General features: G+C 68.4%; 4 protein-coding genes. 3 read left to right on the top strand and 1 reads right to left on the bottom strand.

Features of this window, described 5'->3' with window-relative positions; translation table 11 throughout:
- Window positions 1-120: 120 nt before the first annotated feature.
- The 3 genes from AOK24_RS23110 (at window position 121) to AOK24_RS23100 (ending at window position 3921) form a co-directional block, all read left to right on the top strand.
- Entirely contained in the window at window positions 121-1239 is a 1119-nt protein-coding gene (locus AOK24_RS23110) for a tyrosine-type recombinase/integrase (protein ID WP_055721979.1), read from the top strand.
- Window positions 1240-1403: 164 nt separating this feature from the next.
- Entirely contained in the window at window positions 1404-3488 is a 2085-nt protein-coding gene (locus AOK24_RS23105; RefSeq protein WP_240554069.1) for a tyrosine-type recombinase/integrase, read from the top strand.
- Entirely contained in the window at window positions 3478-3921 is a 444-nt protein-coding gene (locus AOK24_RS23100) for a DUF6262 family protein (protein WP_055721978.1), read from the top strand. Before AOK24_RS23105 ends, AOK24_RS23100 begins: the two co-directional genes overlap by 11 nt.
- Here the strand turns inward: AOK24_RS23100 and AOK24_RS52775 are convergent.
- A partial coding sequence (locus AOK24_RS52775; protein WP_206191254.1) for a hypothetical protein occupies window positions 3905-4099 on the bottom strand: 195 nt, incomplete at its 5' end. The two genes, AOK24_RS23100 and AOK24_RS52775, sit on opposite strands and share 17 nt — an antisense overlap.

Raw genomic sequence — 4099 nt, 5'->3', positions numbered from 1 at the left:
CGTTATCTCAAGCCCGTACCAGCCTGTCCTTGACGTGTGTGAGGTTCGCTGAAGGTCCCCCAACTCCCTTGGTGGATGCGGTTATCTGCCGCCGTCCAACACGGAGAAGTGGGAGGCGCGATGCGCGTACACAGGGTGCTGTCACCCGGGTCGACGACGGAGTCGTGGACGCTGCTGGGGAATGATCTGAGGCCGGTCGATCCGGTGGAGTCGTTCCTGGCCTACCTGACGGCGATCGAGCGGTCACCGAACACCATCAAGGCGTACGCCCACGACCTGAAGGACTGGTGGACCTACCTCCAGGGTCGTGGCCTGGACTGGCAGATGGTGGACCTGGAGGCGGTCGCCGCCTTCGTGGCCTGGCTACGCTTACCGCCGCCGGCCCGGAACGGGACGGTGGCGGTGCTGCCGACGGTCGAGCACCACTGCACGGCCTCCAGCGTGAACCGCAAGCTCGCCGCAGTCAGCACGTTCTACGAGTTCCACGCCCGCAGCGGCGTCGAGGTCGCGGGCCTGCTGGTGACGATGCGCCCGGCCGGAGGGCACCGGTCTGCGGCCACGTCCTATAAGCCGTTCCTGCAGCACATCGCCTCCGGCAGGCCCGAGCGGACGAGGACCATCAAGCTCAAGGCCGGTCGCAAGCGTCCCCGCGTTCTGACCGCCGCCCAGGCTCAGAAGATCCTGGACGGCTGTGAACACCTGCGGGACCGGCTCCTGTTCGCCCTGCTGCTGGACACCGGGGTCCGCATCGGCGAGGCCCTCGGCCTGCGGCACGACGACATCGCGATCGCCGAGAAGCAGGTGACGGTGGTGCCGAGGCAGAACGACAACCGGGCCCGCGCCAAGGCCGGCCGCACCCGGTCCATCCCGGCCAGCGCCGAGTTGATGCGGTTGTACTCCGACTATCTGCACCGCGAGTACGGCGCCCTGGATTCCGATTACGTCTTCGTGAACCTCTTCGCCGAACCGCATGGCCGTCCCTGGGCCTATCCGGCTGTCTATGACCTGGTCAGACGGCTGCGGAAGACCACCGGCATCGTTTTCGAGCCCCATCAGTACCGTCACACCTACGCGACCTGGCTGCTGCGCCGCGGGGCGGGCATGGAGAACGTCAAGGAACTCCTCGGGCATGCCTCGATCAGCACCACGATCGATACGTATGGTCACCTCACCGTCGAGGACGCCCGCCGCACCCTGGAGAACGCGGGCTGGTTCACCGGCCGGGAGGTCCAGCTGTGACTTTCACCGCCGCAGGCATTGGCCCTGGTCATTCCGGGCTGCTGGGAAAGCTCCTGGCCGCGGTCCGGGCAGAGTTCCGCACCGAGATCTACCGCCCGGCCCCGGGCGACCCCGTCTTCGTCGCCCCGGCCTGCGCCGTTGCCGACTGTGACCGCGTTGTCAGCATGCGCGGGCTCTGCAACGGGCACGTGATCCGCTGGCGGCACCGCGGCCGCCCGGCGATGGAGGAGGTCCTCGCCAATCCCGGCCGGCCCGTTCGCGGGCGGCAGGCCCTGTCGGTCTGCAAGATCGCCGGTTGCCGCTACGGGAACTTCGGCAAGGGCTACTGCGCCAAGCACTACGAGCGGTGGCGCCGAGCCGGACGGCCCGGCCTGGATCTGTGGGATGCGCCGAATCTGGTGGAGCACGGTGACGCCCCGGCCGAGTGCCGCCTGTCTTTCTGCACCCTGTGGGCGGAGGGCCCGCAGATGCTGTTCTGCCGCAGTCACCACGAGCGGTGGGCGAACGTCGGGCGTCCGGATCCCGAACGGTTCGCCATGGACGCCGAGTTGACCGGCACCGCCCACATCGATCTGCGAGACCTGCCCCGTCAGCTGACGCTGGAGTTTCAGTACGGGCTGCAGTGCCGGTCCGACGCCCACCGCCGCACGACCCCACCTCGCATCGTGGCGCAAGCCGTCCGGCTCGCCCGAGCCGTCGGTGTGTCCTCCCTGCTCGACGTCACCGAAGGGCAATGGCGGCAGTCCGCGGCCTCGGGCCGGGTCCGTGAACCGGTGATGTTCCTGATCGAGGTCCGGGACTCCGTCGAGGTCCTGCGCGACGGCGCGGGCTGGGAGAGCGAGTATCCGCGAGATGTGTGGCGGCTGGAGCGGCTGCCGGGCATCACCACTCCGGCCACCGCCACCGTCCCCAGGCCGCGCGTCCGCCTGTACTTCGAACGCATCCGTCAGCCGTGGCTGCGTGACCTGGTTAAAAGGTGGCTTCGGCTTCGGTTGACCAGCGGGCTGAGCATCACCGCGGCACACACCGGACTGGACGCTCTGGTCTGCTTCGGCGGCTTCCTGGCGCACGTCGGCGTCGACCGTCTCGCTGGCATCGACCGTCCGCTGTTGGAGCGTCACCTCGCCCACGTCGCCTCCCAACCGGGCGGACACGGGCTGAAGAAGGGCCGGATCAGCAGCCTGAACCTGTTCTTCCAGGCCATCCGACAAAACCGCTGGGACGATTCCCTGCCGGGCACCGCCGCGTTCTATCCCGGCGACATCCCGCCGGCCCCGGCCGCCACGGTCTCGCGCCGACTGGCCGAGCATGTCATGGCCCAGGTCGAGTCCGAGGAGAACCTGGACCGCTGGGACAACCCGTCCGGCCGCTTGATCACGCTCATCCTTGTCTGCGGCGGTCTGCGGATCTCCAGCGTGATCTGCCTGGACTTCGACTGTCTCCTCCACGACGGCCAAGGCGCCCCCTACCTGCGGTATTTCAACACCAAGATGAAACGCGAGGCGGCCGTCCCGATCGACGAGGAACTCGAGCAGGAGATCCGCGACCACCAGCAGCGCGTTCTCGAACGCTGGCCGCAGGGCACCGGCGTCCTGTTTCCCCGGCCGAACGCAAACGCCTCGGGAAGACTGCGGATCTCCGACAGCAGCTACCGGCAGATGCTCCGCCGATGGCTTGCCACCTGCGACATCCGCGACGAGCACGGCCAGCCCGTCCATTTGACGCCCCATCAGTGGAGGCACACCTTCGCCTGCCGACTGATCAACCGTGACGTCCCGCAGGAAGTCGTACGCGTTCTCCTCGACCACGAATCATCCCGGATGACCGCCCATTACGCGCGGATCACCGACCAGACCGTCCGACGCCGCTGGGAGGCGGCAATGAAGGTCAACATCAAGGGCGAGCACGTCGCGCTCGACGCCGACGGACCGCTCGGCCAGGCCCAGTGGGCCAAGACCCGCTACGGCATCGCCACCCAGACTCTCCCCAACGGCTACTGCGGGTTGCCCGTCCAGAAGACCTGTCCGCATGCGAATGCCTGCCTCACCTGCCCAGTCTTCCTGACAGGGCCCGAGTTCCTGCCCGAACTCAGGGAACAGCGCACCCGCACACTGACGTTGATCGACAACGCCACCAGCTGCGGTCATGCCCGCGTCGCCGAGATGAACCAGCAGGTCGTCGACAACCTCGACCGCATGATCAGCGAGCTGGACGACGGCCAGGACGAGGAGGCCGCGAATGCCGGCTGACAACTCCCACCTCATCATTGCCGCGGCCCGTCGCCGGTCCACAGCAACCCGCCGACGCGCGATCGCCGCCCTGCGGCGGATGGATGCCACCGGCACCGCGATCACCTTCGAGACCGTCGCCCGCGAAGCGGGCGTCTCCCGGTCCTGGCTCTACAACCAGCCGGACCTCAGAGCCGAGATCGCGCGGCTTCGCGCGCGCCACCGCTCGGTCCCCGCCGCACGGCAGGTTCCCGACCGGCAACGGGCCTCCGACGCTTCCCTTCACCGGCGCCTGGAGGCTGCCACCGAGCGCAACCGACAACTGGAGTCCGAGAACCGGGAGTTGCGCGAGGCCCTCGCGCTTGCGCTCGGAGAACGACGCACCGCCGACCTGCCAGGCCGCCGCGGCGACACGCCGAGCAAGAAATCTTCCGCCGTCATCGGTCCCTGCTGACGCGACCGTCGAGGACACCGTCCTCCACACAACACGCCAGGTCAGGCACCTGCCAGATCGGCGAGCTCAAGATAAGGGCCGCAAGCGGCACCTGCTCGCCGACACGCTCGGACTCCTGCTGGACGTGGCTGTCACGCCAGCGTCGACGATCGACCGGGATGCCGCGCGCGTCCTGCTG

This window comes from Streptomyces niveiscabiei (assembly GCF_001419795.1).
Taxonomy (GTDB): Bacteria; Actinomycetota; Actinomycetes; order Streptomycetales; family Streptomycetaceae; genus Streptomyces; species Streptomyces niveiscabiei.
Note: the sequence above shows the minus strand (reverse complement) of the source record. Positions and strands in the feature narration are given on the sequence as shown.